At 59.9% G+C, this 25002-nt stretch carries 20 protein-coding genes and 1 pseudogene; 9 read left to right on the top strand and 12 right to left on the bottom strand.

The annotated features are described in order from the left end of the window. Positions 1-164: 164 nt before the first annotated feature. Positions 165-383, top strand: a pseudogene (locus J5289_RS29490) (type II toxin-antitoxin system VapC family toxin); the annotation flags it as partial. A 100-nt stretch (positions 384-483) separates the two neighbouring features. On the opposite strand, the gene J5289_RS24310 reads toward J5289_RS29490, so the two are convergent. Further along, positions 484-1587, bottom strand: a complete 1104-nt coding sequence (locus J5289_RS24310) for an alanine racemase (RefSeq protein ID WP_374108606.1) — start codon at positions 1585-1587, stop codon at positions 484-486. A 365-nt stretch (positions 1588-1952) separates the two neighbouring features. On the opposite strand from J5289_RS24310, the gene J5289_RS24305 reads away from it, so the two are divergent. The 5 genes from J5289_RS24305 to J5289_RS24285 all read left to right on the top strand — a co-directional run bounded on the left by J5289_RS24305 (position 1953) and on the right by J5289_RS24285 (position 6757). Further along, entirely contained in the window at positions 1953-3092 is a 1140-nt protein-coding gene (locus tag J5289_RS24305; RefSeq protein ID WP_142831656.1) for an ROK family transcriptional regulator, read from the top strand. Further along, positions 3089-3859, top strand: a complete 771-nt coding sequence (locus J5289_RS24300) for an ATP-binding cassette domain-containing protein (protein ID WP_111221690.1) — start codon at positions 3089-3091, stop codon at positions 3857-3859. The genes J5289_RS24305 and J5289_RS24300 overlap by 4 nt, the downstream gene beginning before the upstream one ends. Before the next feature lie 32 nt (positions 3860-3891). Beyond that, the gene (locus J5289_RS24295; protein ID WP_142831655.1) at positions 3892-4932 is read left to right on the top strand and encodes a sugar ABC transporter substrate-binding protein; all 1041 of its coding nucleotides are present in this window, start codon (positions 3892-3894) and stop codon (positions 4930-4932) included. A gap of 62 nt (positions 4933-4994) precedes the next feature. Continuing rightward, positions 4995-5990: an ABC transporter permease gene (locus J5289_RS24290; protein ID WP_142831654.1), complete on the top strand. Its 996-nt coding sequence runs from the start codon at positions 4995-4997 to the stop codon at positions 5988-5990. Then, positions 5987-6757, top strand: coding sequence for an SDR family NAD(P)-dependent oxidoreductase (locus J5289_RS24285; RefSeq protein WP_209207084.1), 771 nt, complete (start codon positions 5987-5989; stop codon positions 6755-6757). The genes J5289_RS24290 and J5289_RS24285 overlap by 4 nt, the downstream gene beginning before the upstream one ends. Before the next feature lie 27 nt (positions 6758-6784). On the opposite strand, the gene J5289_RS24280 is transcribed toward J5289_RS24285, so the two are convergent. From J5289_RS24280 to J5289_RS24270, 3 genes are all read right to left on the bottom strand, one after another. Next, entirely contained in the window at positions 6785-7396 is a 612-nt protein-coding gene (locus J5289_RS24280; protein WP_209207085.1) for a TlpA disulfide reductase family protein, read from the bottom strand. Beyond that, positions 7389-7901, bottom strand: coding sequence for a hypothetical protein (locus tag J5289_RS24275; RefSeq protein ID WP_247750700.1), 513 nt, complete (start codon positions 7899-7901; stop codon positions 7389-7391). Before J5289_RS24275 ends, J5289_RS24280 begins: the two co-directional genes overlap by 8 nt. 121 nt (positions 7902-8022) lie before the next feature. Continuing rightward, positions 8023-8463 carry a DoxX family protein gene (locus J5289_RS24270; protein ID WP_209207086.1) on the bottom strand — a complete coding sequence of 147 codons (441 nt, stop codon included), beginning with the start codon at positions 8461-8463 and terminating at the stop codon, positions 8023-8025. A gap of 115 nt (positions 8464-8578) precedes the next feature. On the opposite strand from J5289_RS24270, the gene J5289_RS24265 reads away from it, so the two are divergent. Further along, on the top strand, positions 8579-9472 hold the full coding sequence (locus J5289_RS24265) for a LysR family transcriptional regulator (RefSeq protein WP_209207087.1): 894 nt from the start codon (positions 8579-8581) through the stop codon (positions 9470-9472). A 191-nt stretch (positions 9473-9663) separates the two neighbouring features. Then, positions 9664-10140 carry an Hsp20 family protein gene (locus tag J5289_RS24260; protein ID WP_142831692.1) on the top strand — a complete coding sequence of 159 codons (477 nt, stop codon included), beginning with the start codon at positions 9664-9666 and terminating at the stop codon, positions 10138-10140. A 61-nt stretch (positions 10141-10201) separates the two neighbouring features. Here J5289_RS24260 and J5289_RS24255 read toward each other — a convergent pair whose 3' ends face one another. From J5289_RS24255 to J5289_RS24220, 8 genes are all read right to left on the bottom strand, one after another. Further along, a complete protein-coding gene (locus J5289_RS24255; RefSeq protein WP_209207088.1) occupies positions 10202-11008 on the bottom strand; it encodes an ABC transporter permease in 807 nt (268 codons plus the stop codon). Next, complete coding sequence (locus J5289_RS24250; protein WP_209185818.1) at positions 11005-11874, bottom strand: ABC transporter permease; 870 nt, start codon at positions 11872-11874, stop codon at positions 11005-11007. The genes J5289_RS24255 and J5289_RS24250 overlap by 4 nt, the downstream gene beginning before the upstream one ends. 59 nt (positions 11875-11933) lie before the next feature. Continuing rightward, on the bottom strand, positions 11934-13109 hold the full coding sequence (locus J5289_RS24245) for a PotD/PotF family extracellular solute-binding protein (protein ID WP_374108597.1): 1176 nt from the start codon (positions 13107-13109) through the stop codon (positions 11934-11936). A gap of 67 nt (positions 13110-13176) precedes the next feature. Beyond that, a complete protein-coding gene (locus J5289_RS24240) occupies positions 13177-14235 on the bottom strand; it encodes an ABC transporter ATP-binding protein (RefSeq protein WP_209187792.1) in 1059 nt (352 codons plus the stop codon). Positions 14236-14237: 2 nt separating this feature from the next. Beyond that, a complete protein-coding gene (locus tag J5289_RS24235) occupies positions 14238-16295 on the bottom strand; it encodes a hydantoinase/oxoprolinase family protein (RefSeq protein ID WP_209185815.1) in 2058 nt (685 codons plus the stop codon). After that, on the bottom strand, positions 16292-17986 hold the full coding sequence (locus tag J5289_RS24230; protein WP_209207090.1) for a hydantoinase B/oxoprolinase family protein: 1695 nt from the start codon (positions 17984-17986) through the stop codon (positions 16292-16294). The genes J5289_RS24235 and J5289_RS24230 overlap by 4 nt, the downstream gene beginning before the upstream one ends. A 109-nt stretch (positions 17987-18095) precedes the next feature. Then, entirely contained in the window at positions 18096-20669 is a 2574-nt protein-coding gene (locus J5289_RS24225; protein WP_247750701.1) for a LuxR C-terminal-related transcriptional regulator, read from the bottom strand. A 434-nt stretch (positions 20670-21103) separates the two neighbouring features. Then, entirely contained in the window at positions 21104-22804 is a 1701-nt protein-coding gene (locus tag J5289_RS24220; protein WP_209207092.1) for a PAS domain-containing methyl-accepting chemotaxis protein, read from the bottom strand. Positions 22805-23184: 380 nt separating this feature from the next. Here J5289_RS24220 and J5289_RS24215 point away from each other — a divergent pair, with 380 nt between their 5' ends. Then, positions 23185-24927 (top strand): sensor domain-containing diguanylate cyclase, encoded by a 1743-nt coding sequence (locus tag J5289_RS24215; RefSeq protein ID WP_209207093.1) that lies wholly within the window; start codon positions 23185-23187, stop codon positions 24925-24927. Positions 24928-25002: the final 75 nt, after the last annotated feature.

Here is a 25002-nt window from a genome sequence, read left to right as displayed (position 1 = left end):
GGCCTCCAGGGACGATCCCGAGCGGATTGACCTTCGGCGTTGAACTTGGAAACACGCCAAGCAAACCGAGATGGTGGATCGATGCCGGGCCGTTACCGATCTAGGACGCCAGCCAAAGCCTTCTCTCCTTGAAAACCAAGGTGCGTCGCGGGCGAAGGGGCACAGCTCAACGCGAAGCAATGATCGCGAGCCATGCAAGAGGTAATGACGATAATTGATCGCCATTCGATATTCAGCATGGACTTCGGTTACAACGACGCACGCTTGTTGACTTCAACAAGCTCGACCAGGGGTCACGCTTGTGGACAAGAGATAAGCGCCTGGCGGCAGCAGCACAAAAAGTTGGTGCGACGCTTCAACCGCATGCGCAAGCCTCTCGTTAAAACCGAAACGCAGGACCGGTCGGCAATATTTAGCTCTTGATGAGAGCCAAAACTCGACCCTGCTCTTTCGCTTCACGGAATAGCGCCAATTTTCGGAACATCACCAGACCATGCCGCGGGCGGCGATGTCTTCGGTTCGGGTGACGATGCCGTGGCGATGGAAGATCATGGTGTCGAACATATTTGTCACAACGCAGGTGTGGTTCGGGATGATGCGGATCTTTTCACCGATGGCGGGAAAGGTGTCGCTGCAGGCGGAGATGTCGATGACGCCGTGTTCCTCGGAGAGCGCCTTGATGACGGCATCCGGAAAGTCGACAATGAGGCCGTAGTCGGAAAAGCCGAGCAGATCGCTGGTGAGAACCTTCACTCCAGCGTCGATCACGGCGCGGCCGGGTGCCGGGCGTGAAACGACGGTGGCAAGAATGGTCATGGCGCACTCGGCCTCGGTGCAGTGCCCGGCGCGGATCAACGAGCGGTCGTTATAGACGTAGGTGCCCGCCCTGTATTCGGTTGCCGCCTTTACATCGTGACCATCGAACAGGCTCGGCGTGCCGCCATGGCTGATGACATGGCACGGGATATCGGCATCTGCCAGCAGCGTCGCAGCACGGGCGAAATAGGCCTGGACCGCCTGCGCCGAATCCGGCTTTGGATAGGTCAGCAGCCCGCCGAAGGCGAGCCCCGGGCTCTCATGGATATATCGCGCCAGATCAAAGGCTTGATCAGGATCGGCGACACCGCAGCGACCGGCACCGGTGTCGCATTCAACCAGGACATTCAGCGTCTTCGAACCGTTGAAACGGCCCGATAGTCCGTCGACCGTTATCCGGCTGTCGGCCACGACCTTGAGGCTCGATATACGCTCGTTGAGGGCGGTCAGGCGATCGAGTTTCTCGGCGCCGAGGATGTTGAAAGTAATCAGGATATCGTCGAAACCGGCATCGGCGAAAACTTCCGCCTCAGTGACCTTCTGGCAGTTTATCCCCTTGGCACCGGCTGCAACCTGCTGTGCTGCGACGCTAATCAGCTTATGTGTCTTGATGTGTGGGCGAAAATCCAGTCCGTGGCTGTCCGCATAGGCCTGCACCCGCTCGATGTTCGCCGTCATCCTGTCCTCGTCGATGACCGGTCGCGGCGTTGAAAGGTCGGCAATCGCATCGCCCGGCTTGGGCATCATTTCGAAGGGGCGGGCATGCAGCATCATCTGTACTCCTGGCGCTATCGGCAACTGGGTGGCGACTCGTCGCCTCGCACGCGAGCGTCCCCAAGGCTGGACGGGCTGTCAACCGAAGATCACACAAGAGCGATGTTCCGAGCATCTCTGACCGTCCGCCAAACAATGGATGGCGCCGAACTGATCGCTCACGGGGCCTGGGGCCTGCTCGACCATTTCCCCTCCAATCCATCGGCGTGCCATGCGGCGAGCCTGGGATCATGATGGTTCGGTGCGTTAATATTCGATTTTTTGCCTAGGAAACCGGCAGAGGCAACAGTCATTATTATTTATGAAAACCATTTGACTAAATAGAATTGTGCTGCCATCCTGAGCTTGCATGGAGTTTTGGGATGGCATTGCGGGGCACCAATCAGGAGTCGGGAAGGCCCTACAATAGGCGGATCGTGCTTGAATCGATCCGGCTTCTGGGTCCGACCACCCGTGGCGATATCGCCACTCGAGTAGGACTGACGGTGCAGACCGTTTCCACCATCGTCCGCGAGCTTGAGGAACAGGGTCTCATCCTGTCCGTAAAAGAGGAGCCCCGGGGACGCGGCATTCCGCCCTCGACGCTGACCATCAATCCCGACGGCGGGCTTTCCATCGGGATCCACATCACACCGCTTTTCATCGAAGCGGCGCTGGTCAACCTGCTCGGTGACGTTGTCGACAGCCGCCATCGCGTCGCCTTGAATCCAATTCCGGACGACGCTTTCGCGCTGATCGAAGAGATGATCTCCGAGCTGAAGGCAGGCCTTCGCGGCGGCCGTTTGCTGGGTGCCGGCCTGGCGCTGCCGGGACCCTTCGACGTCGAATCCATGAGCTTCGTCGGCTCCACGACGATGATCGGCTGGAAGAACGTCGACATCCGCCAGCGCCTCGCCGATGCCACGGGCCTGCCTGCGTTCTTCGAGAACGACATGGCAGCAGCAGCGCTCGGCGAGCAGCTTTACGGCCTCGGGCAGCAGCTTTCGGATTATTACTACCTGTTCTTCAGCGTCGGCCTCGGCGGCGCCATGATGCATGACGGCCTCGTTATGCGCGGGGCCTGGGGGAATGCCGGGGAAATCGGCCACATGCCGGCCGTCCCCGACGGCGAGCCTTGCCCGTGCGGCAACCGCGGCTGCCTGGAGCGCTATCTGTCCCTCGATGCCTTCAACAGGCGCGGGCTGTCGGAGGCCGACTGGGTGCGCGAGATCGCGCCGATCTTCCGCAACACGATCCGCACCATCGAGAACCTTTTCGATCCCGAAACCGTCGTCATCGGCGGGCTAGCACCACAGCCGCTGATAGACGAGCTGGCGTCGCTGGTCGACGGGCTCAATAGCTCGGTTTCCGACCGCTCAGACCGCGCCCATCCACGCGTGATGGTGGCGAGCGATTGCCAGCATTCAGCGCTCCGCGGTGCGGCGGCGCTTGCGGTCTTCGGGGCGCTCTCGCCACGCTTCGGCCAGATGTTTGAAACTTCAGAAAAAGGGATTGCCGTATGACTGAGAAACTGCTCGTCCTCGATGGTGTTCGCAAGAACTTCGGCGCGATCGAAGCCCTGAAGGGTATCAGTTTCTCGATCGGCAAGGGCGAGGTCGTCGCCCTTCTCGGTGATAACGGCGCCGGCAAGTCGACACTGGTGAAAATCATCTCCGGTGGCCTGCAGCCAACTGCCGGACACATGCTTTTCGAGGGCAAGGAGTTCCAGGCCAAAACCCCCGCGGAGGCCAAGGCAGCCGGTATCGAGACCGTCTACCAGGACCTGTCCCTTTGCACCAATGTCGATGTGGTCGGCAATTTCTTCATGGGTCGCGAGATCACCCGCAAGTTCGCCGGCATACCGTTTCTTGACGAGAAAGCGATGGAGAAAATCACCAGCGAGGCGCTGTCCAGCGCCGGAACGCGCATTCCTTCCATGCGCACCAAGGTCGAGCACCTGTCCGGCGGCCAGCGCCAGGCGATCGAGCTCAACCGCTTCGTCCACTGGGGCGGAAAGCTGGTGCTGCTGGACGAGCCGTTCGCAGCGCTTGGCGTAGAACAGACGCGGCGCGGGCTCGACATGATCCGCCACGTTGCCAACCAGGGCATCGGGGTCGTCATCATCACCCACATCATGCAGCAGGCCTTCCAGGTCGCAGATCGCATTGTCGTCATCCGCCACGGCGTCGTCGCCGGCGATGTCGAATGCAGCAAGACAAGCCCGGATGCAGTGATCGAGATGATCACAGGGCAAACTCTCGCCGGAGCCGGACCGGTGGGCAGACAATGAAAGGGGTCCGGCTCAAACTGGAGAGAACGATCATGAAGCGAATAATGCTAACCTTGCTGAGCGTGATGGTGCTCGGCTTGTCCATGCTCACGACAGCCGCCGCCGAAAGCAAGGGCACCGTTTATTACCTCGTGCCCACCCTGCTCGACGAATTCCAGACCGGCTCGGTCAACGCCCTGCAACTGTTCCTGAAGCAGGCCGGCTATGACATGAAGACACTGAATGCCGACAACAAGACTGACGCCCAGCAGTCGCAGATGAACGACGTCATGGCGCTGAAGCCTGCGGCGATCATTCTCGCTGCCGTCGATTTCAACGCGCTGAAGCCCTCGATTGAATCAGCCCGTGCTGCCGGCATTCCTGTCGTCGAATTCGACCGCCAGATCACCTCGACGCCGTCTGATTTCACCTCCGTGGCCGGCACGGTCGAGATCGGCCATATCGCCGGAGATCAGGCCGAGGCGATGCTGAAGGCCAGGAAAGGTGACGTGAAGGGCAAGATTCTGCAGGTCCTCGGCGACCCTGGCGACCCCTACACGCTCGATATCCAGAAGGGCTTCGAGGAAAAGATGAAAGCCTTTCCCGGCGTCAAAATCATTTCGGTTCCCGCCATGCAGTGGGAAGCGAGCAATGCCGGTACCATCGTCTCCGACCAGATGCTCGCCAATCCCGATATCGACCTGATCTTCCTGCATGCCGCCCATCTCTCGGTGGCAGCGGTGGCTTCGCTCGAGGCAGCCGGCAAGAAGCCGGGCGATGTCATGATTATGAGCTCGAACGGCGCTCCCGTCGGTCTCGACCTGATCCGCAAGGGCTGGCTCAATACCGAAGTCGAGCAGCCGCTCTACGCCCAGGCCGCCGCCGTTGCCATGTTCATGGACAAGGTGGTCGCCAAGCAGGAGATCAAGGCCGGCACTTATGACGTGCTGGGTCTGAAGAGCGAGGTAACGATCGAGCCATGGGGGCCGAACATCAAGGTCCCGGGCTCCGCAATCACCAAGGCCAATGTCGACAACCCCGCATTCTGGGGCAACCTCAAGCCACCTGCTGGAACGATTGAATCCGTAAAGTAGTCGGACTTTCCGTCCGGGGTCACAGTACCCCGGACCCCTCCCCTCCAATTCGGATTTGCCTGATGACGCCTCGTACACGCAAAACCCTCGAATACGTTCTCGATAATCTCGTCTGGTTCATGCTTATCCTCGTGCTCGCCGTATTTTCGGCGGTGATCCCGAACTTCTTCCAGATCGGCATCTTTACCAACATCATCGAAGCGTCGAGCGTGCTCGGCGTCATGTCGATCGGCCTGGCGCTGGTGATCATCACCGGTCACATGGACCTCTCGGTTGAATCAGTGGCCGCACTCTCGGCGATGGCCGTCGGTATCCTCTTCTGCTCTGCCGGCATAGGTCTCGGCATCAAGCTGTCGCCCGAATGGCTCATGGTCCCCGTTTCCCTGCTGATCGCCTGTTCCATCGGCGGGCTGATCGGGCTCCTCAACGGAGTGCTGGTCGTCAAGCTGAAGATGAGTGCCTTCATCATCACGCTGGCGTCGTTCATCTGGGTGCGCGGCATCGTGCTTGCGATCTCGGGCGGACGATCGGCCCAGGACCTTGCGCCGGCCATCCGCTGGTTCGCCATCGAGCGTTTCCTCGGCATTCCGCTTTCGGCCTGGATCGCCATCTGCTGCTTCCTGATCTTCTCGGTTATGATGTCGAAAACGAAATTCGGTCGGCATCTGGTCATGATCGGCGGCAACGAAACCGCGACATACCGGGCCGGCATTCGCGTTACCCGCAACCTGATCCTCGCCTTCGTCATGGCAGGTGCCATTGCCGGGCTCGCAGGCTGGTTGCTGGCCATCCGGACATCGGGTGCCACTGCCAACCTCGGCGTCGGGCTCTTGTTCAATGCCTTTGCAGCGGTGGTGATCGGCGGCGTCAGCCTCAAGGGCGGCGTCGGCGGCCTGCCGGGCGTCTATGCCGGCGTGCTGCTGCTTTCCTCCATCAATACCGCCATCAACCTCATGGGACTGCCGGCAAACTACACCCAGGTCATCCACGGCTTCCTGGTACTCGCCGCAGTTCTTCTCGATACATTCAAACAAAGACTTCGCCAGAGGCTCGCATGACAGACAGACTGAAAGACAAGGTGGCATTGGTCATCGGCGCATCGCGTGGCATCGGCAAGGCCGTCGCCCTGCGGTTCAAGGAAGAGGGTGCGAAGCTCGTGCTCGCCGATTTCGAAGAAAACGAGGGCGAGGCAACCGCCAGCGAACTCGGAGCAGATTTCATTCGCACCGATGTCTCATCGATGGAGGAGACTGTCGCTGCCGTCTCGCTCGCCATCGAGCGTCATGGCCGCCTCGACATCATCGTCCAGAACGCGGGCATCTATCCCTGGCAGTTGATCGAACACACCACGCCTGACGACTGGGACCGGGTGCTGGCCGTCAACCTGCGCGGTTGCTTCAACGCCGCGCGCGCAGCCCTTACGGTAATGAAGGCGCAAGGGTCGGGCACCATCCTCTTCACCTCGTCGATAACGGGGCCGCATGTCACCAGCCCGGGCCATGGCCACTATTCGGCCAGCAAGGCCGGCATCAACGGCTTTATCCGCTCGGCCGCGCTGGAATTCTCGTCCTACGGCATCACCGTCAACGGCGTCGAGCCGGGCAATATCCTGACCGAGGCCGTCCAGATGCACCGCAGCGCTGCCTTCATCAAGAACATGGAGGATTCGATCCCGCTCGGCCGTCTCGGAACACCCCGGGATGTCGCCAACGCCTTCCTGTTCCTCGCATCGGACGACGCGAAATACGTGACGGGCACGACGATCGTCGTCGATGGCGGACAGCTGTTACCGGAAGGCGCCGACTTCAAGATCCTGCCGACCTGAACGGATTCGCGGACCGCGGGCTGACAGCTAACTGTAATAGGAAAGCAGGTCCTGGCCCGGTTTGCTTAGCCAGTCTGCTGTCCCTGCGATGTAGCCGGCTATGTGCTGATCAGGGGTTACCAGATAGGTAATCGGCATTCCGTAAAGCGGAAACTGCTGGCCTGAGGCAGCATCCGTTCCCGCTACTGTACCGTTCGGATCCAGGTAGATCGGCAAGCCCGCGACGGAGAGATCGTAGAGGAAGAGCTTGACGTCTCCGCGATCGCCCTTGTCGATTGAAACTGCGGCGACGTCGATCCGCTTTCCCATGGAAGCCTTCAGTTTCGCCAGGGCAGGAATATCCGTCTTGCAGAAGACACACCACGTCGCCCAGAAGCTTACCAATGTTACTTTGCCACTGGCTGGCTTCAGGATTTTTGGCTTTCCGTCGAGGCCAGACAGCGTCGTCGGCGCCATGACAAGCGATGGCTCCAGAATGGTGAACTGGTGATGGTCAGAATAAAACACCGGCGGATTGTCAAAAGAGCGGGCCGGCGCAACGTGCGGATATGCAAGGGTCGCTGCCGCGCCAAGGCCGCCTCCAACTACGCTCCGCCGCGTTACCGGATTGCGCAGCCCGCGCGTCGTCAAATCATGCATGAATATAGCTCCATCCGGCTTCCTGGAGATCGACCAGTCTCCCTACACCATAAGGGACGACCTTCACGCCCTCCAGTAGAGTTATTTCCTGTCCCTCCTTTTTCTCGGCAATCGCCTTCGAGGAACCACAGACACTGAGCGTCAGCCCGGGGATGAGTTCCCGCAGCGCGCGGATGGGATCGGCAAGGGGAGATTTGTCGGCGCGAAACATCACGATGCCCGCGGCGTTTGCGACGATCTCGATCAGCGGTGGCTCGCCCATGTCGCCATAGTATCGGCTCAAATTCATCGCGCCACCGATCGCGTGACCCATGATTGCCTCATCGCCGCTATCGACGTGGAATATCACGCGGTGAGGCCTCTTCCGTTTTCCGGCAGGCGTGATGGCGGGGCTTGGCTCGGACGCCAAGGCAGGCCTTGCGGTGGCAAAGCCGACGAGCCCAAACGACATCATCGTCATCACGCTACGCCGCAGGAGCGGAAAACGATCCTCCTCGAACTTCATACGATTTGCTTCCTCACACGATAGGCGACCGCTTCGGTTTCAACGCAGGTTCGAATGGTGTCGTTTTGCACTTCATGGGTGATATCGAGGAAGGACTGCACAGCAGGCAATCCTCGCTCCGTCAGACCTGGTTTGTCCGAGCTACAATCGGAAAGCGCTGTGTGCGAGCCCAGAGAATGAACAGGCAGAGTGCCAGCAGAACGACATTCAGCGGCAACACCGCGAATTCGCCACGGAAAATGTGGAACGCTGAGGCACAGATCTGCAGCGCTGTGCAGCCAAATGCTGCAGCCACGGTGAGACGGGGCCGGATTCGGGTCAGCGCTGGGATGAAGATGCCGATGCCCCCGGCGATATCGATGAGCCCCATCAGACGCACGATGCTGGAGGGAACGGCACCTGTCCACGGCATCATGCCGGCCAACTGGGAGATCGGTGTGGTCAGCTTGGTCAAGCCGAAGAAACAGAAGCTCGCGAAAATCAGCCCCTGAGCCACCCAAAGCGCGCCCTTGAGCAGCTTATGACTATTTCTGGTCTCGATGCCGATTGCGGAGGGGATCATGTTGTGCCTCTTCACATCTCTGGTGAATTCGTCTGCTCCGCGAGAACTTGCCCTCGCCGTGCGTGAAATGAAATAGGGATAGTTTCGAAGGAGACGTTCGGATAATCTGAACGGTATGAACGCTGCATCCTTCGACCAATTCGCTGTTTTCGTAGCCATCGTTGACGAGGGCAGCTTCGCGGCGGCAGCCAAAAGCATGAACCGGGCGCACTCGGCGATAACCTATGCCATCCAGAAACTGGAGGACCAGACGGGCGCGCTGCTCTTCGACCGCTCCGCTTACCGTCCGGTGCTCACCGAAGCGGGCATTGCGCTTTTGCCGCGCGCGCGAAGGATCCTCGATGTCGTCGCGGAATATCATCTCGTTGCCACGGGATTGGCAAAAGGAGTGGAGACGGAGGTCCGGCTCGTGATCGATCCGTTCATTCCGATGGACCTCGTGACGACGATCCTAAAGGCTTTTCACGAGACCTTCCCGACCCTGCAGGTGCGTCTGATGGTCGAGCCGGTCGAGACGTCTGTCCGGGCGCTGATGGATGGTTGGGCAGATGTCGCGATAACCGTCGATTATTTCCCCTTGACCAACCAGCTGGAACGCAGTGCGTGCGGATTGATCGAACTCGTTGCAGTCGCGGCACCTGCACATCCTCTTGGCAGGATCGCCGGCCCCATCGAGCCTGAAGTTCTGCGAGATCACCTGCAGCTCATTCTTGCAGCACGTCCCTCCGTTTCGACAAAGCAGGATCACGGGATCATCGCCGTCAATCGCTGGTATACGACCGAACTCGAGACCAAGCACGCTATGCTGCTTGCCGGCCTCGGGTGGGGTAGCATGCCACGGTCGCGAGTGGCAGCAGATATCGCAGCGGGCAAGCTCGTCGAGCTCCATCCGACAAAATGGGATGGACTGGACAGGATGCCGCAATTTCCCTTCGTTGTTGCACGGAGAAGAGGCACGGCCCTGGGCACAGCGGGTCGCTGGCTCGTGGAGAGGCTGTCGGAGAAATGACACCGGGTGCAGCGCGGCGAGACCACATTCAGTCCGTCGGAAGCCCTCACTTTTTTTGCAAAACAACTCTTGAAACCGAATTTTTGGAAAACCAGATAATTGTTGCTGGATGCCAGAAAGGGCCAGCGATCACCGAGGCGCCGGTTGCTTCGGCGTCTTCGTACCCATGTTGCTTCAAGGAGGATATGGCTATGGCAACATCTTATGACTATGCACCGCTTTTCCGTTCGAGCGTCGGTTTCGACCGCGTCTTCAACCTTCTCGAAAATGCTCAGCGCGCGCGTTCGATCAGCGACTGGCCGCCTTATGACATCGTCAAGACGGGCGACGATACCTACCGCATATCGGTCGCAGTCGCCGGTTTCTCGCAGGACGAGCTGAGCCTGACGTTCCAGTCGAACCTGCTGACGGTTACCGGAAACAAGGCGGAAACGCAGGGTGAAGGTTATCTGCACCGCGGAATTGCCGGTCGCCCGTTCGAGCACCGCTTCGAATTGGCAGATCACGTCCGCGTCTCCGGCGCTGGTCTGTCGAATGGCCTGCTGTCCATCGATCTGGTCCGCGAAATTCCGGAAGCGATGAAGCCGCGCAAGATCGAGATCCAGACAGGCCCGACTTTGGCCGCGAGCACGACCGCTCCACAACTTGAAGCCAAGAAAGCTGCCTGAGGATGTCAGTGAACATATGAGCATTGGGGGGCGCTGGCTTCCAGCGCCCTTTCCGGCGCAATCAGCCGGTCGCCGGTTCTGACCTGCAAATGAGAGAGCGGATCGCGATGAGCGTGACGCAGGCGACCGAGACCAGGAATATGGCGCCGGACATCGCGTAGATGACTGGCGACGCACCGGAATTCATCTTGCCGAATAGCACCACCGGAAGTGTGTTCTGGCGGCCCGCCAGATAGAAGGCCCGGGTGAATTCGTTTAGTGAAAGCAGGAAAGAAAATATGGAAGCGCTTATCAGGCCCGGCCGGATAAGCGGCAAGGTGATATCGATGAACTGGCGCCAGCGGGTGGCGCCGAGATCGGCGGCCGCGACGAGATAGGACCGGCGCACGGCAGCAAAGCTCGTCAAGATAACGATGAAGGCGAACGGCATCGCCCACAGCACATGGCCTGCGATGACCGTCATGCTCGACGCCTTGATACCGGCGCGCGTGAAAACGGCCGACAGAGCCAGCCCCTGGATGACGCCCGGCACGAACATCGGCAGGATGACGGTCAGGAACCATGCCCGCCGCCGGGCTCGCAATTCGAAATAGGCAAGGCCTGCGAGCAGCGACATCCCTGTCGCCAGAACCGCCGTGACCGTCGCAATGATCAGGGACTGCTCCAACGCCGATATCAGCGCTGTTTCCTTAGGCAGCGCGAGGTACCACTGAAGACTGAGGTTGGAGAGGCTCGGAAGACCCGGCTGCAGCGCCGGATTGAACGACACGGCAAGCAGATAGAGTGGCGGCGCGTAGATGACGAGTAGTCCCGCAATGGTGACGACCCAGAGCAGGATGCGGTTGGAAAGTCCTTCACGGATCATCATGGCGACTGATCCTCGAAGAGCGAGGCAAGGTCGAAAAGCCGGTTGCCGACCAGCACCAGACCGAAGATGACAGCAAGCACCACCGTCGAAATTGCAAATGCCAACGGATAGTTGGCGACACGCATGACGTCGTTGATCATCACGGAAACGATCGAAGCGCCCGCGCCGCCGAGCATCTGGACCTCTGTCGAAGACCCGACCACCATGACGAAGACGAACAGGAAGCCGGCAAAGATGCCCGATAAGGTCAGGGGAATGAGGACGGTCGCAAGGCTTCTCCAGAAGCCGGCGCCGAGATCCTGAGCCGCCGCCAGCAATGTCGGATTGACGCGGCGCATCGACAGCAACAACGGGAAGGTCGCGAACGGCAGATAAGACGCAACAAGCCCGACGACGACTGCGAAATTGCTGAACAGCAACCAGTCGAGGGGTGCTTGAGTGATGTCGAGATCCTGCAGCATCGTATTGATGACACCTGTGCGGCCGAGCACGAGCCGCCAGGAAAAGGAGCGTATGAGGTATGACGTGAAAAAGGGAGTGGTGATCAGCGCTAGAAGCAGGATGCTCAGCCGCCGTCCGGCGAGAAAATGGATCGCATAGGCGGTCGGATAGGCGATCAGCAGACAGAGGAACGCCGTGGCAAAAGCCTTTACCAGCGTCGAGACGATGACGGTCCATCGGCCTGCGTCCAGAATAGCCTCGTATCCGGCGGGGTTAAGATCCGGCCTAATCCAGTAAGTCTGCGGATCCCAGCTCCAGAAACTCCAGACGACGACGACGGTCAGCGGCACCAGCCCAAGCGTCAGGATCGCCAGGAGCGGCGGCGTCATCAGCATCGACGATGTGGGCAGGCGCAGTCTGACCATAGGCATCTCCAGGGTTCGGTGGCAGCGGCGGTGAAAACGACCGCTGCCGATTATTGGGCTCAGGCGTTGCGCAGCTTTTGCCACCACTCTTCGTAGAGCTGGAAATTGTCCGGCCGAGCATTCTGCCAGAAGATCTTGCCGGCGAACTTGGCTTTCACGTGTTCGGCCAGCTTCGCTACCTCTTCCGGCTTGTATTCTTCCGGATGCGCCTTGGCATAGGCGACATTGTTGTCGGTCGGCACCAGATAGCCGCGCGCCTGGCCGAGCTCGCAGCCGTATAGGCCGCCGAGCAGGCCATTGACGAAGGCATGCGCAGCGTTGGCTACACCGCGATCGGCAGCCCCCTTGAGGAGAACAGTGTTGTTGCCCCAGCCTTCGTATCCTTCGACGGGTGCGGCGTATTCCACCTGGAGCCCGCGCTTGCGACCTTCATAGACAATCGGCTCCCATCCGGTCATCGCGTCGACCTCCTGGTCGGCAACGAGTTGCACACCCTGTTCCCAGCCATTCCAGAACGTGCGGAACTGACCGTCGGTCTTGTGCTTGATCAGAAACTCCATGACCATCCCGAGTTCGGACTCGGTCAGGTTGCCGGGATCGACGATCGGCTTGTTTTCGCTTTCCTTCAGGTACATGGCAGTGAAGATGGCGCTGTTGATCCATGCATCTTCCATCGCAACGCGACCTTTCAGCTTCGGATCGAAGATCGCACCGTAGCTGTCGATTTTGCCCAATTTGTCGGGCCGGTAGATGATCGAGTCGGCATTGACCACGGTCGGAATGCCGTATTGCTTTCCGCCCTGCTTCAGGTAGGGGATGTTCTTTGCCCACTGCCACAGGCTCTCGTAGTTCGGGATCTTTGCAAGGTCCCAGGGAACGATGACGCCCTGGCGTGCAAGTTCCTTTTCGGCGCCGCCCTGGAAGCCGCCGACATCGAAGAGATCGTTGGCATTGCCGGCCGCGAGGCGGGCGATCACCGGGCCGAGGTCGTTGCCGTTGTCGGTAAACTCAGGCGTCACGCCGCTCTGCTTGGCAAACGCCTGCCATTTGTCGCCGATGTCCAGCGTTGCCGTAGCCCAGAAGGCAACCGTGCGAGCCTCTTGTGCGGCAAGACGCGAGGCGAAACCCAGGCCGCCGGCAGACAGTGCAGCACCTGCCCCCATTAGCTTCAGGAAATTGCGGCGCTGCACATTGCTGTGCCGATTGGATGAAAGTGGTCTGTCATGGATCGTCATTGTCATTCCCCTTTTTTTGTTGGCATGCATTGCTCGAGCAGCTTGCAGAACCGTCAGGCGGCAGTCTCTAACTTGCAATCAGCACTGCGGCATCGGGCTTCAGGCCGACCGAAACCTCCTGCCCGATAGCAAGATCCCCGACTTCGGCATCAATCGCCACCATCAGCGTCTGCCCATCGGCAAAGGCGAGTTTCAGATCGCGGTGCAGGCCTCGGAACGTCGTGCCGACCACGGTGAGCCGCAGCGACGGAGACGCGCCTGACGGCGCCACAAACAAGCGGTCCGGCCGAATGGCAACGACACTGGCAGTCGGGTCCAAAGGTCCGGCCCTGCGCACGGGCAACATCTGACCGGCGACAGTCGCCTGCGCGTGATCACCAACCGAGATCACCGCCTCCGGCCGCAGCACCGTATCGATGCCGACAAAGCGGGCGACGAAGGCATTGGCCGGCGCCTCGAAAAACTGCGCCGGCACGTCGACCTGCTCTATGCGGCCACGATGCATGACCGCCATGCGGTCTGAGAGGCTGAGGGCTTCGTCCTGATTATGGGTGACGAGAATGAAGGTGGCGCCGGTGCGCTTATGCAAGCGTCCGAATTCGTCGCGCATCTGCTGGCGCAAGCGCTCGTCCAGGCCGGTCAGGGGTTCGTCCAGAAGCAGGATCCCTGGCTCCATGACCAGCGCGCGGGCGAGCGCCACCCGTTGCCGCTGGCCGCCGGAGAGCAGATTGACGTCGCGTGGTCCAAAGCCTGAAAGTTCGACAAGATCCAGCGCATCGGCGACTTTTGCCCGAAGCGCTGTGTTGGACATCCCCTTCAGACGAAGCCCGTAGCCGACATTCTGGGCAACGCTCATGTGCGGAAATAATGCCAGGTTCTGGAAGACCGTATTGACCGGCCGGCGATTGGCCGGAACATCGCCGACATCCTTGCCGTCGAACGCAATACGACCCGAGGTCTGGCGGTCAAAGCCGCCGATCAGCTTCAAGAGCGAGCTTTTCCCGCATCCGGAGGATCCAAGCAGCGTGAAGAATTCACCCGCCTTGATCTCGAGCGTCACGTCGTCTAGCGCCCTGACAGGTCCATACTCCCTGCTGACATGATCGATCTGGATGGATATCGCCATCTTTACCCTGCCTTGGCGCTGGTTTCGCGAACAATCAGAATACCGTTATCCGTGACGTTCAATGTCTGATTTTCCTGGATCAAGGTCGTTGCCGTCGCCTCCTCCACGATAGCCGGCCCTTCGATCTGCTGGCCGCCGCAGAGCTTGTCACGCGCATAGACGGGGCAACGGATCCATCCCTTCGAACCGCCAAAATAGACATTTCTCTGTCCGCCGGGCGCGACGCGCTCGACGGCCGACTTTATCTTCGGCAAGGCGATGACCGTTCCGTTCAGGACCGCTTCGAGGTGCAGTGTCGTAATCTCGATAGCCGCATCCGCGAGCCTGAATGAATAAGATCGTTCATGCGCCGCATGGAAGCGTTCCGCAAGGCTGTCGACGTTGTCTTCGCGCTGGAATTGCACATAGACGCCATGCTCCTGTCCGCGATACCGCGCTTCGAGCTGATAGGTGAACCTGATATTGGCCTCCTGGCCCTTGGCGAAGTAGGCAATGGCCTCCCTCTCCAGGCTCTCGAACCGTGGCGCCAGCTCTGCCAGAGCGCCTGCCGACAACTGCGCGAACCAAGTGCCGCGAAAATCCGCCCGAGGTTCTGCCGCCAGCATGCCCCATGCGGAAAAGATCCCGGGATGCGGCGGGATGATCGTCGCCTTGACGCTGAGATCGCGGCCGAGACGGGTCGCGAGCGCAGGTCCGGCACCGCCGCTGACAACAAAGACGGCGTCGCGCGGATCGTGACCGCGCTGGACGGTCACCAGCTTGAGGGCATTGATCATGCTCGCATGGGCAATATCGATGATCGCCAGTGCTGCATCCTCGATGCTCAGCCCCAGCGGCCCAGCCACAGTCGCGATCGCTTCGTCCGCCTTCCGTTTGTCCAGATGCATGCTGCCGCCGGCAAATGTTGCGGGATCGAAGATGCCTATGGCGAGGATGGCATCGGACAATGTCGGTTGCGTGCCGCCGCGCCCGTAGCAGGCTGGACCCGGTGTCGAGCCGGCACTTTGCGGACCCACGATTAGCGCGCCGCGATCGTCGATGCGCGCAATTGAGCCACCGCCGGAGCCGATTTCGACGATATCGACGACCGGGACCTGGATGGCATGGCCGGGCGCGATCCGTGTATGTTCCAGTTTGTATTCGACATTCAGGGTCGGGCGGCCATCGTGGATCAGCGAGCATTTTGCCGTCGTGCCCCCGACGTCCAGCGACAGAACCTCACTTTCGCCGATGGCGGTACCAATACGTGCCGCACCGGCGACACCGCCCGCCGGTCCCGACTCCACCAAAGTCAGCGGGCTGTTGACGGCCTGGTCGAACGTCGAGATCCCGCCGTTCGATTGCATCGCGTAATAGGGGCAGGTCAGGTTACGACCCGTCAGAGAGCTTTCCAGCTGGGCAAAGTAGTTGCGAATGATTGGCTGCACATAGGCATTCAGCACGACTGTGTTCGAGCGCTCGTACTCCCGCCACTGCCGCGAGACCTCATGGCTCGCACAGATGGTCGTAAATGGCAGCGCATCGGCCAGAATATCGGCACACAGGATCTCGTGCTCGGGGTTCGCGTAGCTGTGGAGAAAGAGAATGGCGACAGCATCGACATCCTCTTCAAGGCATTTCGCGATGATCGGCCGCAGGTCGTCGCATTCCAGCGGCATGAGCACCTTGCCGGAAGCATCAAGGCGTTCCCGAACCTCGAAACGGAGATGCCGGGGGACGAATGGCTCGGGGCTGTGAAACTGGAGGTTATAGAGATCGGGCCGGTTGCCGCGGCCGATTTCCAGAACGTCGCGGAAGCCGGCAGTGGTCACCAGCGCAGTACGCACGCCCTTTCTCTCGGTGATGGCATTGATGACCGTCGTGCCGCCATGGGCAAAAAATGTCACGTCCCGCGTGCGCAACCCGTCTTTCGCTTCGGCAGCAGCGATGGCGTCGAGTACGCCGATCGACTGGTCGTCGACAGTCGTCAGGCTCTTGGCGGTGAACAATTCGCCACTCTGCTCGTCATAGCCGACGAGGTCCGTGAACGTGCCCCCCACATCCGTTGCAAGTCTGATCATCCCGCAATCCTTCTCTCGTATCCGTAAAGCCTGGACGCGTCGGCCTCCGTCAAAAATCCGTCCTGCAGATCCTGTTCGATCTTGAAGGTTTCGCGGTCGCGCGCGTCTCCCCATCCGCCGCCGCCGCCGGTGACAACCCGCAGGATGTCGCCGGTCGCAAGATCGATATGGGCGACGCGGCCATGCGATTGCGGCGCACCTCGATCTGCCGGCGCAATCTGCAGCACATTCGCAGTGCCGCTTCCGCCGCCATCCATGCCCCATGGAAGGGTGCTGGTGCGTCCGAAGCTGCCGTAGGCCGATGCACCGCCGCTCAAGATCTCGTACTCACGCACGATGCCGAAGCCGCCGCGTCGGCGCCCCTCGCCGGTTCCACCCTCGACGTTCAAGGCATAGCGTTTGACGCGCAACGGGAAACGGGCTTCGATCAGCTCGACAGAATAGTTGTAGGTGTCGCCGTCGGTGAGTGCGATGACAGCATTGGCGCCATCTCGATGCTCACTGGCACCCCAGCCGCCGTGATGCGGCTCGATATGGATAAACGGTTGCCCGTTGGCATCCCTGCCGGAAATATAGACGACGCAAAGGCTGGAATAGGAACCGGCGGAAAATCGCGACGGCACCAGGGCGGCGAGCGCCTTCCAGACCAGCTCCGATGCATGCACCGATCCCTCGTAGTACCAACCCGTCGGCGAGGGTTTTTCAGCCGTAAACAGCGTACCGGACGGCGCGATCACCGTCAGCGGCCGGAACCAGCCTTCGTTGGAGGGCTCCTGCGGCCCGACCATTGCCTTGACGATGGTCTTGACTGCAGACTGCAGCGCGCCGCGTGCACAGTTGATAGGTCCGGCCACGGCCGGCGGACACCCGGTGAAATCGGCTGTAATGCTGTCCCCGGAAATCGTCACGGCAACTTTGACGAAAATGGGCGCCGAACTGACGCCATCGCCATCGATGACATCGGTTGCCTCGTAACAGCCGTCGGGAATGAGGGAGATGGCGGCTCGGCTGCGCTTTTCGCTGGCATCGAGCAAACTGGTGAACGCAGCACGAACCGTTTCGGAGCCATATTTCGCCGATAGCTCCATCATCCGCCGCGCCGCCACACGCACCGTCGCGACCTGCGCATTGAGGTCACCAAGCGCGATCTCGGGCAGGCGGACGTTTTCACTGATGATGTGGAGGATTTCGTCGGAAAACACGTCCGAGCGCACGACCTTAACGCCGGGCAGCCGCAGGCCTTCCTGAAAGACCGAGGTGGCATCCGGCGCAAGGCTGCCGGGCACCGATCCACCGACGTCGAGATAGTGGGCGACGTTGATCGCATAGGCGACGATCGTACCATCGGCGAACAGCGGCTTGACGATGGCAAAGTCGCAAGCGTGCGTGCCGCCGGCGTAGGGGTCGTTCGAAAGCAGGATATCGCCATCGACAAGATTGCCGTCAAATCTACCGATCAGCGCCTTTACCTGGACGCCAAACGTGCCGGTAAATAGGGTGATGCCATTCATCTGGGCAACGAGTTCCCCCTCAGCCGTCAGCAGGCCGCAGGCAAAATCCAGCACCTCGTAGATCACGGGGCTCATGCTCGTGCGCGCCATGACGATCCCCATCTCGTCGACGGTCGCCATAAGCTTACCTTCGATGATCTCCTGAGTAACGGGATCGACAGTCATGTTCCCTGGGGTCATTTTCTACCCTCATCATTCATATTGAGGGTAGATTAACCGACCTCGCGCATTGCGGGTAGCCTGCCATATGGGTGGGCTGCCTTCGCGACACCCCACCCATATGGATAGGTCAGCGGTGCCTGATCGCCATCACGGCAGCGGTGCGTGTCGTGACATTGAGCTTGGCGAAGATGTTGCGCAGGTGGAATTTGACCGTGTTGTCGCTGAGGCTCAGCTGTCGGCCGATTTCCTTGTTGCTCAGGCCTTCGCTGAGCAGCTGCATGACGCCGCGCTCACGTTCCGTCAGTCCGCCCGGCTCGACCTTGGCAATGACAGCCACCTCCTCTACCGGCGGATCGAATTCGGGCTCGAGTTTCAGAGCGTCGGCAAGTCGTTGCGACACGACGTCGGGCACGTCCATTGACGCCGCAAGGCCAACCAGCTGCTCGGCGAATTCCGCACCTTCCACCAGAAGTATGGCGCGGTAGTCGAAGACCGGCAGCGACAGCAGCATGTCCGATAGTTTCGCCGCTGCCTCGTGCGGCTTGTCTTCGGCAAGCAGGAGGCGGATATCGAGAAAGCCGAGCTCGATACGGCGGGGGATGTGCGGCTTTGCTGGCTGCTGGGCCATCAGCCGCTGAAACCCTGCGCGCGCTGCCGCGATTTCGCCGCGCGCCGCATCGATACGGGTCCATAATAACGCCGGCACCGCTCCCCGCAGATGGTAGGCGAACATGTTGAAACTATCGGTGGCAGCGCTTTGCCGGCTCATTCCCTGGACCTCGGCAAATCGGGCTGCTTCGTCGACGTGGCCTGAGGCGATCAGCAGAGTGACACGCTCGCCGTCGATCAGCCGCGTCAAGCGGTCAAAGCCACGGCGCGCAGCCACCGCGCGAGCGCTGTCCATGGCGGCGTGGGCCGCAATGATGTGACCGTTCAGCCGGTGCACGCGCTGCTGCGCCATGAAACCAGCGGCGAGCAGGTCGAACCAGGTGTCGTGGCGCTCGAGATGCGGCAGAGCCCAGGATAGCGCCGATGACGCGGCCTGCCGCTCGCCGCGCATGGAGAGTATTTCGCTTTCCAGCACCTGCCCGACGGCATCGAGATCGCTTCCCTTGCCAATATGCGTCTGCGCCTCGACGATGAGGTTACGATAGGCTTCGGCGGCGCCTATGATGTCTCCGCTGAAAAACGACGCCTGACCGATATGCGTGTAGAGGTGCATCGCCCCGAAATCGGCGCCGCCATCGCGGAAAGCCCGAAGCGCGAGTTGCCCGTAATGCAAGGCTCGATCGAGCTCGGTCCGGATCAGGAAATTGTAGGACAGCATGTTCAAGGCCAGCGCGCGATGAATAAGCTCCATATCGCTAGCCTGCGACAGATCCGCTTCCAGAGCCGATAGATCGCCAGCACTTGCCCACCGGTCGGTGTAGAGCGAAAGAAGCACCCGGACTACGCGCAGATCGCGGGACAATTTCCCTTCACCACAGGAGCGCTCGGCCAGCGTCAGGTAGTGATTGGCCGTATCGAGCTGCCCGGCCTTGGCGCTGATGACGCAAAGCCCGAGCGTCGTCAGTGGGAATGCCGAGAGATTGATGCACGGAGCCTTTTCGATCAGCGCCTGAAACAAAAGTGCGCCGCCTCGTGTCGTCGCATACACCCGCCGCCATCCGCCGGCAGCCTCGATGATCTCGGCCGCCAGCGCGATATCGCCCGCCAGCATTGCATGCCGGACGGCCGCGTCGCAGTCGTTAGATGCCTGGAACCACCGTGCCGCCTTTCTCAGCACTCGACCTGGATCGATACCGATCCGGGCAGCCTCCTCCTTGAGGAAACCGTTGAACACCGGATGATACCGGATCCATGCTCCATGCCTATCGAGCACGGCGATCGGCAGCGCAAAAGTGCCTAGCCGATTGAACAGCCCGACGGCATCCGGCAGATCGCAAACGGCGGCGACAAGCGTCCGGCCGATAACCGGAAGCGTGGCGGTCTCGATCAGAAACCGTTGGATGTCTTCCGGCAAGCTGGAGAACACTTGCTCCGACAGGTATCGCCCCATCTCAGCATTGCTGCCATCGAAAGAATTGAGGATCGCGGCACTGTCGGCGGTATCGTTGACGAGGACCCGGACCATCTGCAGGGCGACGACCCATCCTTCGGTCCGCTTGTTCAACTCGCCGATCTGCCTGCTCGTCAGCAGCGTCGAGCGACCCGCAAAGAATTCCTGCGCTTCGCAGTCTGAAAAGCTGAGATCCGCAACGCCGATCTGCCTGAGTTCGCCGTTGAGGCGCAGTGCGGACAGCGGAAACCGGGGCGCGCTGCGGGAGATGAGAATGAAGCTGATATGGGTGAGATCGGCTGCGGCAAGCAGTCTTGCCAGAAGTGCTTCCGTCGTATCGGTCTGGGCGAAATGATAGTCGTCGACGAACACAGTGACCGGCATCTCGATTTGGCGCAGCCGCGTGATGAACACCGAGAGGACTGAGGGCACGGCCATGCTGCTGGCATCGAGCCCCCGCCCTTCGTCCGGCAAGAGCGGCGCAAGCGCATCCATCAACGCCAGTAGAAACCGACGCTCGTCGCAATCTTCGGCATCAAGCGTCAGCCAGACCGGCCGCTCACCCTCGCTTTTCAAGCGTTGGTACCACTGGGCGGCAAGCGACGTCTTGCCGTAGCCAGCCGGAGCGACGATCGTCGTCAACCGCCGCGATCCAGAACGCTGCAGCTGCGCCAGAATATCCCGACGCACTATGTCTGCGCAATTGCTCGCTGGTGGCTGAAACAGGTGTCGGTCGATTGTCATTCCCCATGATTGCTGGCGCCAGCGCCAGTTGCAAGTCGAGGAAGCAAAATGACGTGTTCTATCTACGCAAATGAAACCAGTGTACGGTCAGCCCTGGACCCATTATGAACTTATTCTGACTAAGAATTGGCGCCCGCTCCGCGTGGACACTGCTCGCTCGGCACGACCTTTACAAAAAAACGATCACTTCAACCGATCGCAAACCGCCAGCGTCGAGATAAATAAGGCCCGACCACACGGCTTGCAGCCGTGTCCTTGTTCGCTAGATGCCAAGCAGCGGGGCCAATGGCGGGCAGGATTAGCAACCCTTTCGGGCATGTTTCAGAAAGCGATCATGCCACCTTTCGCAGAGCGGCGTTCGTCGTAGAGCGCTGCGACTTGGTCGCGGCACAATCGGCAAATCTGAACTGGTCGAGCAGGCTGAAGAGTGCGGAGGCTTCGCTGGCGAGGCTGTGGCTTGCAGCAGTCTGCTCCTCAACCATTGCCGCGTTCTGCTGCGTGCCCTGATCGACCGTATTGATCGCGCGATTTATCTCCGCCAGAGCCGTGGACTGCTCCCTGGAGGCATCAACGATTGCCGAGATATCGGCATTGATGTTTTCGACATGCTGCGCGATTTCCTGCAAGGCGCCGCCGGCCTTAGTGACCAGTGCAACGCCGTTGCCGACCTGGACACTGGAGGCGGTGATCAACGCCTTGATCTCCTTTGCCGCCGTTGCCGAACGTTGTGCCAACTCTCGCACTTCCTGCGCTACGACGGCAAATCCCTTGCCTGCCTCGCCGGCACGAGCCGCTTCCACTCCGGCGTTGAGGGCAAGAAGGTTGGTCTGGAACGCAATTTCATCGATGACGCCAATGATATTGGAGATCGCCCGCGAGGAGTTCTCGATCTGGTCCATCGCCCCGATTGCCTCGCGCACAACTGCGCCGGAATGGTGCGCATGCTCCTTGGTCCGGGCAACGAGTTGTCCGGCTTCCTCTGCGCGTCGGCTGGAATCCTTGACGGTCGTGGTAATTTCCTCGAGAGCTGCAGCCGTCTGCTCGACGGATGCCGCCTGCTGCTCCGTCCGCTTCGCCAAATCATCGGCGGATGAGCGAATCTCATTGGATCCCGCCGAAATCGCCTTTGCGTTTTCAGCGACGGTTCTCATGGCATCCTGCAGCTTTCCTGACGCTGCATTGAAATCGGCCCGTAGCTTTTCCAGCGATGAGATAAAGGGGGTGTCGATCTGCTGGGAAAGGTCGCCGGAAGCAAATTTTGTCAGGCAGCCGGCAAGTGTCTCGACGTTCTCAACGCGTTGGGTGACATCCGTGGCGAATTTCACCACCTTGATCACTTTGCCCTTGAGATCGAAGACCGGGTTGTAGGACGCCTGAATAAAGACCTGATGTCCCGACTTGCTGACACGGGTAAACTCGTCCGCAACAAAGTCTCCGCCTCGCAGACGCGTCCAGAACTCTGCATATTCATCAGAATTGGCTTCGGCGGCAGAAACGAAAAGCCGGTGATGTTTGCCGACCACCTCTTCGAGAGTGTAGCCGAGCGCCTTCAGGAAATTCGCGTTCGCCGAAAGGATTTTTCCGTCGGGCGTGAATTCGATCATTGCCTGCGCACGAGACATTGCGGTGATCTTCGCGGCGCTGTCGAGTTCGTGGATCTTGGTCTGGGTAATATCGTTGGCGAATTTTACGATCTTCAGGACTTTACCGCGACTGTTCTTGATGGGGTTGTAGTTTCCGCGAATGTAAACCTCGCTGCCGTTCTTGGCGAGGCGCGTGAATTCCCTGCAATCGAATATACCGCTCTGGAGCCTTTTCCAGAATGCGACGTATTCGGCAGAGTCCGCATACTCCTTGTCGAGAAAGATCCGATGATGCTTCCCGATAATTTCCGACGGCGCATACCCCATCAGATCACAGAAATTCTTGTTGGCTGCCAGAATCTTTCCATTGATGTCGAATTCGATGACGGCAAATGAAAGATCAAGGGCGCCGAGCACTTGCTTGGAATTTGAAGAAAGAAAATTTACCACCGCGCGGCTCCAAGGATGTCAGTGTTAAGATGCTGGCCCAATTGTCTGACATCTTGCTTAAAAAGCGATTAATTGTGAATGCCAGCCCTTCGTGCTGCTTAAGACATTTGGCCGGATCAGTACCGCCTCGACAGCATTCACAGCAATTTGCCGCAGGATGGCTATGGACCTGTAACAACGAACGTCCCAATGTGGGCGTCGCCGGTGCGGCAGACGTGCGTGAATTTTAAATGGTTGTGTGGTTTCTGTCGGTCAGCCTGGTCAAAACGGGCGTTAATTCTGAAGGTGGGTTTCTTGCAGGCGAGGTTTTCAACGTGCATGTTTCGCTAGGCAGTTGGTCTTTCCAAAGTCTTCGCGACCGGTTGACGATCAGGGCACAGATGGCACTGCTGACAGCGGTTACCTGCGTCGGAGCCGTTAGCATTGCTGCTTCCGGCGCTGCAATTCTAGCACGTCAGAACGCGGTCTCCAGCGCAAACCAGGAGTTGCTGACCCTGGCACGCCACATGGCAGAACGTCTCGACCAGCACATGTTCGAACGCTACCGGGAAATCCAGAATATCGCCAACCTTGCACCGCTTCAGTCGATCTGGGGAAGCGAACCCGATGCGGTGCGCGTCGTTCTCCAGCGGCTCCAGGAGAGCTTGTCGGAATATGCCTGGCTGGGCTTTGCATCGCCGGACGGGATCGTGCGGGCTGCCACCAAGGGCATGCTCGAAGGTCAATCCGTGTCTGCACGCCCCTGGTTTGTAAATGGCCTGAAAGCGCCCACTGTCGAGGACGTGCACGAAGCAAAACTGCTTGACAAACTGCTGCGCTCCTCTTCGACCGACGCCCCGTTTCGCTTTGTCGACGTTGCCATGCCTGTGCGGGACCGGCAGGGAACGCTTGCCGGCGTGCTTGGCGCCCATATGAGCTGGACGTGGGCGGACGATGTGCGACGGACCGTTCTCAGCAACGAGGATCAAGCCTCGCCTTCGGATCTCTGGGTCGTCGGGCGTGACGGTTCGGTTCTAATCGGCGATAATTCGGCGAAGATCGACGTTTCCCGTCTCGGGGCCGCCGGGACAAGCCGGGGCACGGTCTTCATCGATCACGCGGACAGCAAGGACATGCTAACCGCGCTGGTTGCGACCAAGGGATATGGAGACTACCCGGGTCTCGGCTGGACAGTCGCCGCCCGCAAGCCGGTCGATGTGATCTATGGGGCGGCGAACAAACTGGTGCTGCAGATTTTGCTGGTTGGCCTTGCAGTGGCCGGCATTGCCTCCTGCCTCGCCTGGGTGCTGTCAGGCGCTGTCACAAGGCCGCTGCAAAACCTGGCCGAGAGCCTCGATCTCGTCGGACGCAAGACAGATGGCACGACTGTGGAGCGTGAACACGGGTCTTTGGATATTCTGCAGCTTTCCGCTGCGGTCCGCTCCCTGCTGCGAAGACTAGGATCTGCCGAAGCCGGCCAGCAGGATGCCCACAGCACGATCGATACGCTGCAGCGCGAAGTGGAGGTTCAAAAGAGAACCAACGAGGAGAAGATGCGTCGGTTCGGGCAGGATCTCCACACCCTTCAGGTCCTCGCCGATACGGACGGCCTCACCGGCCTTCTCAACCGGCGGGCCTTTCTGGAATTTGCTGAAGACGCCTGGAATTACTACAAGAAGAGCAATGGCACCTTTAGCATTCTCATGTTCGACATCGATAATTTCAAACGAATAAACGATGCGTTTGGCCACTCGGCGGGTGACTATGTCATCCGCACCATGGGCAATATCATCAGCGCCGGTATCCGCTCCACCGACAAGGTCGCACGGTTCGGAGGTGAAGAATTCGTGGTGCTGCTTCGCGAGACCGACGAAGCGGCGACTGTTATGCTCGCAAATCGTCTTCGGGAAGAGATTGCAGCGACCATGGTCAACACCGGCGCTCACAGAATCACTTTCACAACCAGCGTCGGATGCGCCATTAGCACGCCGGTTGCCCGCGATCTTGAAGACGTCATCCACAGCGCCGACAAAGCACTCTACGCCGCGAAGACGAGTGGCCGGAACTGCGTTACGTTCGACAGCCGGGTGACCCCGAACCTACAGACGGCAGATTCCGGTGCTTCAGGGTCAACGCAACATTGAACGACGAGACGGCGCGCGAACGAAAACGGTCGTCTCGTTCGCGCCGCAACATAACTTAATACAAAAAGACACTCT

This window comes from Rhizobium sp. B230/85 (assembly GCF_019355735.1).
Lineage (GTDB): Bacteria > Pseudomonadota > Alphaproteobacteria > Rhizobiales > Rhizobiaceae > Rhizobium > Rhizobium rhododendri.
Note: the sequence above shows the minus strand (reverse complement) of the source record. Positions and strands in the feature narration are given on the sequence as shown.

Bases quoted from the DNA above. Each gene is read 5' to 3' on its own strand.
- J5289_RS24310 (WP_374108606.1), bottom strand. From the start codon at position 1,587: ATGCTGCATGCCCGCCCCTTCGAAATGATGCCCAAGCCGGGCGATGCG.
- J5289_RS24305 (WP_142831656.1), top strand. From the start codon at position 1,953: ATGGCATTGCGGGGCACCAATCAGGAGTCGGGAAGGCCCTACAATAGG.
- J5289_RS24300 (WP_111221690.1), top strand. From the start codon at position 3,089: ATGACTGAGAAACTGCTCGTCCTCGATGGTGTTCGCAAGAACTTCGGC.
- J5289_RS24295 (WP_142831655.1), top strand. From the start codon at position 3,892: ATGAAGCGAATAATGCTAACCTTGCTGAGCGTGATGGTGCTCGGCTTG.
- J5289_RS24290 (WP_142831654.1), top strand. From the start codon at position 4,995: ATGACGCCTCGTACACGCAAAACCCTCGAATACGTTCTCGATAATCTC.
- J5289_RS24285 (WP_209207084.1), top strand. From the start codon at position 5,987: ATGACAGACAGACTGAAAGACAAGGTGGCATTGGTCATCGGCGCATCG.
- J5289_RS24280 (WP_209207085.1), bottom strand. From the start codon at position 7,396: ATGCATGATTTGACGACGCGCGGGCTGCGCAATCCGGTAACGCGGCGG.
- J5289_RS24275 (WP_247750700.1), bottom strand. From the start codon at position 7,901: ATGAAGTTCGAGGAGGATCGTTTTCCGCTCCTGCGGCGTAGCGTGATG.
- J5289_RS24270 (WP_209207086.1), bottom strand. From the start codon at position 8,463: ATGATCCCCTCCGCAATCGGCATCGAGACCAGAAATAGTCATAAGCTG.
- J5289_RS24265 (WP_209207087.1), top strand. From the start codon at position 8,579: ATGAACGCTGCATCCTTCGACCAATTCGCTGTTTTCGTAGCCATCGTT.
- J5289_RS24260 (WP_142831692.1), top strand. From the start codon at position 9,664: ATGGCAACATCTTATGACTATGCACCGCTTTTCCGTTCGAGCGTCGGT.
- J5289_RS24255 (WP_209207088.1), bottom strand. From the start codon at position 11,008: ATGATGATCCGTGAAGGACTTTCCAACCGCATCCTGCTCTGGGTCGTC.
- J5289_RS24250 (WP_209185818.1), bottom strand. From the start codon at position 11,874: ATGGTCAGACTGCGCCTGCCCACATCGTCGATGCTGATGACGCCGCCG.
- J5289_RS24245 (WP_374108597.1), bottom strand. From the start codon at position 13,109: ATGACGATCCATGACAGACCACTTTCATCCAATCGGCACAGCAATGTG.
- J5289_RS24240 (WP_209187792.1), bottom strand. From the start codon at position 14,235: ATGGCGATATCCATCCAGATCGATCATGTCAGCAGGGAGTATGGACCT.
- J5289_RS24235 (WP_209185815.1), bottom strand. From the start codon at position 16,295: ATGATCAGACTTGCAACGGATGTGGGGGGCACGTTCACGGACCTCGTC.
- J5289_RS24230 (WP_209207090.1), bottom strand. From the start codon at position 17,986: ATGACCCCAGGGAACATGACTGTCGATCCCGTTACTCAGGAGATCATC.
- J5289_RS24215 (WP_209207093.1), top strand. From the start codon at position 23,185: ATGGCACTGCTGACAGCGGTTACCTGCGTCGGAGCCGTTAGCATTGCT.